At 45.4% G+C, this 5,044-nt stretch carries 7 protein-coding genes and 1 pseudogene; 6 read left to right on the top strand and 2 right to left on the bottom strand.

The window, feature by feature from the left end; genetic code table 11:
* Positions 1-63 precede the first annotated feature (63 nt).
* The 4 genes and pseudogenes from AC5JLB_RS13130 to AC5JLB_RS13115 all read left to right on the top strand — a co-directional run bounded on the left by AC5JLB_RS13130 (position 64) and on the right by AC5JLB_RS13115 (position 1,356).
* Positions 64-339 carry a hypothetical protein gene (locus AC5JLB_RS13130; protein ID WP_495874277.1) on the top strand — a complete coding sequence of 92 codons (276 nt, stop codon included), beginning with the start codon at positions 64-66 and terminating at the stop codon, positions 337-339.
* Complete coding sequence (locus tag AC5JLB_RS13125; RefSeq protein ID WP_495874276.1) at positions 329-592, top strand: hypothetical protein; 264 nt, start codon at positions 329-331, stop codon at positions 590-592. Before AC5JLB_RS13130 ends, AC5JLB_RS13125 begins: the two co-directional genes overlap by 11 nt.
* 127 nt (positions 593-719) lie before the next feature.
* A complete protein-coding gene (locus AC5JLB_RS13120; protein WP_495874275.1) occupies positions 720-1,031 on the top strand; it encodes a nucleotidyltransferase family protein in 312 nt (103 codons plus the stop codon).
* Positions 1,012-1,356: pseudogene (locus AC5JLB_RS13115) on the top strand (HepT-like ribonuclease domain-containing protein). Before AC5JLB_RS13120 ends, AC5JLB_RS13115 begins: the two are co-directional and overlap by 20 nt.
* A gap of 38 nt (positions 1,357-1,394) precedes the next feature.
* Here the strand turns inward: AC5JLB_RS13115 and AC5JLB_RS13110 are convergent.
* The gene (locus AC5JLB_RS13110; protein ID WP_495874274.1) at positions 1,395-2,123 is read right to left on the bottom strand and encodes a hypothetical protein; all 729 of its coding nucleotides are present in this window, start codon (positions 2,121-2,123) and stop codon (positions 1,395-1,397) included.
* Between the two features lie 244 nt (positions 2,124-2,367).
* Between AC5JLB_RS13110 and AC5JLB_RS13105 the strand changes: the two genes are divergently transcribed.
* Positions 2,368-3,657 carry an ABC transporter substrate-binding protein gene (locus AC5JLB_RS13105; RefSeq protein WP_495874273.1) on the top strand — a complete coding sequence of 430 codons (1,290 nt, stop codon included), beginning with the start codon at positions 2,368-2,370 and terminating at the stop codon, positions 3,655-3,657.
* A 29-nt stretch (positions 3,658-3,686) separates the two neighbouring features.
* On the top strand, positions 3,687-4,289 hold the full coding sequence (locus AC5JLB_RS13100) for a hypothetical protein (protein WP_495874272.1): 603 nt from the start codon (positions 3,687-3,689) through the stop codon (positions 4,287-4,289).
* Here AC5JLB_RS13100 and AC5JLB_RS13095 read toward each other — a convergent pair.
* Positions 4,281-5,044 (bottom strand): bifunctional folylpolyglutamate synthase/dihydrofolate synthase (locus tag AC5JLB_RS13095; RefSeq protein ID WP_495874271.1); only part of this gene is annotated, 764 nt, incomplete at its 5' end. The genes AC5JLB_RS13100 and AC5JLB_RS13095 overlap by 9 nt on opposite strands.

The following is a 5,044-nucleotide window of genomic DNA, read 5'->3' as shown; positions in this document are numbered from 1 at the left end:
TCAGGCGGTTGGCATAAAATTTGACCATGCCAAACTTTTCAAACAGCCTCTGAGACAGAGTTGATGATTACTAGAATCTCTAACAATATGATTGGTAGTGCAGGTGAGTACTACGTCTGTGCTGAGTTATGCCGCCGCAACATTCTTGCTTTAGTAACTCCCAAAAACAATCCACTGTTTGACGTGATTGCTGTCGATTCCTCTAGCCAAAAGACTGTCTCGATTCAAGTTAAAACAATGTCTTTACAAAATGAGCAGGGCTGGAAACTAGGAAAAGATATCTGTCAGAAACGCAACAATCAAAAATTTATTTGTTGTACTCGTCAATATGAAACTTGATGGAACGAATGACTACTACATTTACGAGTATGATGCGTTAGCTGAAAGAGTTGCTGAGGTTTACTCTGAATATATAAACATATTGAAACGGGACGGCACTCCTCGCAAAGATGTTGGTTTTCGTTGGTTTGATTTTAAATATTTCACTACTAAAGACTACGCAAGATTAAATGAATGGAATGTGTTAGGTTTCACTAGTGTCTCAATGAGAGATTGCGTAAAAATTCAAGGTAGTTTACCTGTTACTTTTTAGGTTAGCTTATAAGTTTTCCTGAAGCACCTACACAACAGAATTACTTAGGAGATCAAAGTAGGGTGGGGGTGAATCGTCCTGTAGTCCTGTAACAAATTGAATGGCAAGCGATTTTAAGAAATCTTCTATGCCTGTACAAACCAAAGCTCAAGTACTATCCCTTCTACACGAGAATCAGCAAGAACTACAGCAATTTGGAGTCGATCGTTGCGGTGTGTTTGGCTCATTTGTGCGGGATGCCATTCACGAGCAAAGCGATGTTGATATTTTGGTTGTCTTTGACCCAGAGCAAAAGACCTTTGATAACTTCATGCACTTGGCATTTTTCTTAGAAGATTTGTTTGGTCGAAGCGTTGACTTAGTTACAGTCGAGTCACTTAGTCCTTATATTGGCCCAAAGATCTTGCGTGAGGTAGAATATGTCTCCGTCAGCGCGTGAGTATTTACAGCATATCCTTAACGAGACAACTTACATTCTCACCAGCGTCACTGACCTCGACAAAGCAATCTTCACACAAGATGAAACGTTAAAACGGGCATATGTTCGTAGCATTGAAGTGATCGGTGAAGCGGTCAAACAACTGCCCAATGATTTACGCCAGAAATATTCTGCAATTGAGTGGCGTGCAATGGCTGGAATGCGTGATTAACTGATTCACAATTATTTTGGTGTTGACTTTGATATCGTTTGGAATGTAGTAGAACACAAGATTCCTGAGCTTGATACAGAGATTAGGCGCATCATTGAGCAAGAGTACTTTTGAACTCCTAGCACCTTTAGGATCAACCATTCATCTGAGCATTAACTGCCCTTACACTGCTGCTGCCAATTCGGAACAAAGGTCTGACGCGATGATAAGGACTGCAAGCGATCGCGGTAGGCTTGCAGCGTCGTTCGATAGGTTGACGAATTAGACGGTGCAGAACGCAAGGCTTGATCAACAACCTGGAGTGCCTGACCCCAGTTTTGATTGCAGGTTGCTTGTAGTAGTTGTCCATCTAAACGACCTACTCCCGGCTGAGATGATCCAACGATCGTGATACGTGAAAACTGTGCTTGGGAACTGTTCACCTGTGGAGCAGGTTGGTTAAACGGCTCTACAGACGGCACTGGATAGCTAGGTGCAACCGTTGAGGGAATGAGACTGGAATTGGGAGCAAGAACACCAGGATAAATCACACTGCGATTAGTATTGCCACGGTAGAAAGAATCGCCCACAACACCTTCAGAATAGAATCGAGAGGGGTCGTCCGGGCTAAATTCCGGCTGGCTCAAATCCTCCAACGTCGGAGCGGCCTGGTCGAAAATCACCGTGGGAGCAGGGACTCCGCTTTCAACTCCATAGAATGGTTGGCTGTACTGCGACTTGATACCCAACTGCGACTCTGGATAAGAACTCGGAATCGAGAGACTGGATCGATTTCCAGCGGAAGGATAAGAAAGTTGTGCTGCTCCAGGGGAAGCTTGCATCGCGATCGCGATCCCTGACACAAAAGGCACTAATCCTAATACAACGATCGCAGTTTTCATCTCCAGTTTCCCCATTAACGCTTGATCATTAGGATGAAGCTTCCGACGCTGTCTTACCTCTACTGAGTGAAAGAAATCAGGTGTTACCGACAAGGCAAGACAGTGTCGAATGTAATACGTCCTGAGAAACAAACATGGTAAAGAATTACAAATCCCGCATCTTTCAGACCCTATACCTCGTCCTCAAGTACATTAAACTAATCTACGCCCCTCGTTTCTGTTGTATCAGTTTCTGTTGTATCAAATGAAAACTTGGAAAACCTTTGGAGTTTTTGCACTGTTAGGAATTGCCCTCAGCTGGCTGGTGAGTTGCAGCCCCGGAAAGGTTTCCTCGGGAGGATCACAAGCCTCTGGCACAGGAGAAGTCGAATTCTGGACGATGCAACTGTCGCCGCAATTTGATGACTATTTCAAACCCTTGATTGCGACGTTTGAAAAGGAAAATTCTGGCATCAAAGTGCGATGGGTGGATGTGCCGTGGGCAGAAATGGAGCGCAAAATTCTAACGGCGGTGGCCGCCAAAACTGCGCCTGATGTGGCTAACCTCAATCCCGGATTTGCCTCTCAATTGGCGGAGCGAGGCGCTTGGATGACTCTAGATGACAAAGTTCCAGCCGATGTCAAAGGACAATATTTTCCTAACATTTGGCAAGCCAGCACCCTGGGCAATCAAACGTTTGGGATTCCGTGGTATTTGACTACGCGAGTTGCGATCTACAACACCAATATTCTCAAGCAGTCTGGGGTCAGCACTCCTCCAGCGACTTATGCAGAGTTGGCTCAAGCGGCAAAACAAATTAAAGACAAAACGGGTAAATATGCCTTCTTTGCAACGGCGGTTCCAGGTGATTCGGGCGAGATTCTAGAATCGTTTGTGCAAATGGGCGTTCAGCTTGTCGATGCTCAGGGGAAAGCCGCGTTTAATTCTCCTCAGGGGAAAGCTGCGTTTCAGTATTGGGTTGACCTCTACAAGAATGGGCTGATGCCAAAAGAAGTGTTGACTGAAGGACATCGGCACGCCATTGATTTGTATCAGCAAGGTGGAACGGCAGTTTTGGCATCGGGCGCAGAGTTTCTCAAAACGATCGCTAAGAATGCGCCAACGATCGCACAAGTTTCAGAATCTGCGGCTCAAATTACGGGTGACACCCAGAAGAAGAATGTAGCCGTGATGGATCTAGTCATTCCAAAAGACACTGACCAACCGGATGCTGCCCTTAAGTTTGCGCTGTTTGTGGCAAATAATGATAACCAGCTTGCGTTTGCGAAAGCAGCCAACGTTCTCCCTTCGACCATCAAAGCGGCGTCGGACAGCTACTTTACAGCTATGCCTACCAACGCGACCCCGATTGACAAAGCAAGAATCGTGAGTGCGGGTCAACTTAAAGATGCTGAAGTGCTAATTCCAGTGATGAAGGACGGCAAGCTATTGCAAAAGACGCTCTATGAGAATTTGCAAGCGGCAATGTTGGGTCAGAAATCGGTGGAGCAATCGCTGAACGACGCTGCCCAAACTTGGAATGCGCGATCGTAGCTAAAACTAGTTCATAGTGGAGGAATGATGTGGCTTACAGTGACTTTACGTTGCGTCAACTCAAAAAGCAGTTCGCTTTGGAAATTGATGAACAGCTTGATCTGTTTGCCACGATTACTGCTGTGCCGCTCAGCGATTTACTAACCACGACGCTCAAAGAAAATGTTCCTCTGGCGATTGCAGTCAATACTGAGAAGGCGCGATCAGAATTGATCATCACCCCGATGCTACTCGAAGTCCGGCGAGAGTCACCCATTGCCATTAGTTTCTTTTCTGGCACAGAATTTAATGTTGATTCAGAACAAAATCTAACGGGGTACTGCGACTATATTCTGAGCCGTTCTAAGGAACAGTTGTTGATCAATGCTCCGATCGCCACGATTGTAGAAGCGAAAAACGAAAATATCAAGGCAGGGTTAGGTCAATGTGTAGCTGAAATGTATGCGGCACAACTATTTAATCGTCAAGAGGAAAATCAGATTGAGACAATCTACGGAGCCGTTACAACTGGCGAGATTTGGAAATTTCTTAAGTTGCATGGTTCCGTTGCTTCGATTGATCTAAGTGACTATTACATTCGCGATAGCGATCGTATCCTTGGCATATTGATGCATATGACCTCGTTAGGATAATCGTTGCGTTTTTGCCAAAAAATCTCCAATCAGGTATAGCGAGCCGCACAACACGACTAATTCTTCACCGATCGCTGCATCTAGCCCTGCAAATACATCTTCATGCACCTGACACTGGATTAACTCAGGGCAAATTTCTGTTGCTAACGTAGCCAACAAGCTTGGATCAGCAGAACTGTGACCGGGAACCGGAACTAGATAAAGCGAATCTCCTGAATTTAGCAGAGCTTTGAATATGTCTGCATGATCTTTGGTTGATAGCATTCCCATTACCCAACGAACAGAAGCTACGTTCAGTGTATTGACGTAATCTCGCAGTACTTTAGCGCTTGCAGGATTGTGGGCTCCGTCAATCAAGAGTTCAGTCTGTTGCCATTTGTACCACTGTAATCTTCCTGCCCACGTTGTTTTTTCGATTCCATTGACGATTGAATCATCTGGAATATTCCAGCCAGTTTTTCTGAGGTGAAAGAGAGTCGCGATCGCAAGTCCTACATTCTGCATCTGAACCTCTCCTGGCAAGGGAGGGCGATACTGAATGCCATCGTATTGAATTTGCCCGTTCGATAACTGCTCACTCAAAAGCGGCGAAATTAAAGGGCAAGCTAATGCTTCGATTCGTTGATTAATGACTGTTTGAGCGTCTTGAGGAAGCGTTGAAAGCGCCACCACAGCAGGGCAATTCGGCTTAAGAATTCCAGCTTTTTCGGTGGTAATTTGCGCGATCGTATTGCCCAATCGCTGCCAGTGTTCAC

It is taken from the genome of Myxacorys chilensis (assembly GCF_059505265.1).
The sequence above is the reverse complement of the archived record's forward strand: the minus strand, read 5'-3'. Positions and strand labels throughout refer to the sequence as shown.

Coding starts and splice junctions, on each gene's coding strand:
- AC5JLB_RS13105 (WP_495874273.1), top strand. CDS start 2,368: ATGAAAACTTGGAAAACCTTTGGAGTTTTTGCACTGTTAGGAATTGCC.
- AC5JLB_RS13130 (WP_495874277.1), top strand. CDS start 64: ATGATTACTAGAATCTCTAACAATATGATTGGTAGTGCAGGTGAGTAC.
- AC5JLB_RS13110 (WP_495874274.1), bottom strand. CDS start 2,123: ATGAAAACTGCGATCGTTGTATTAGGATTAGTGCCTTTTGTGTCAGGG.
- AC5JLB_RS13125 (WP_495874276.1), top strand. CDS start 329: ATGAAACTTGATGGAACGAATGACTACTACATTTACGAGTATGATGCG.
- AC5JLB_RS13120 (WP_495874275.1), top strand. CDS start 720: ATGCCTGTACAAACCAAAGCTCAAGTACTATCCCTTCTACACGAGAAT.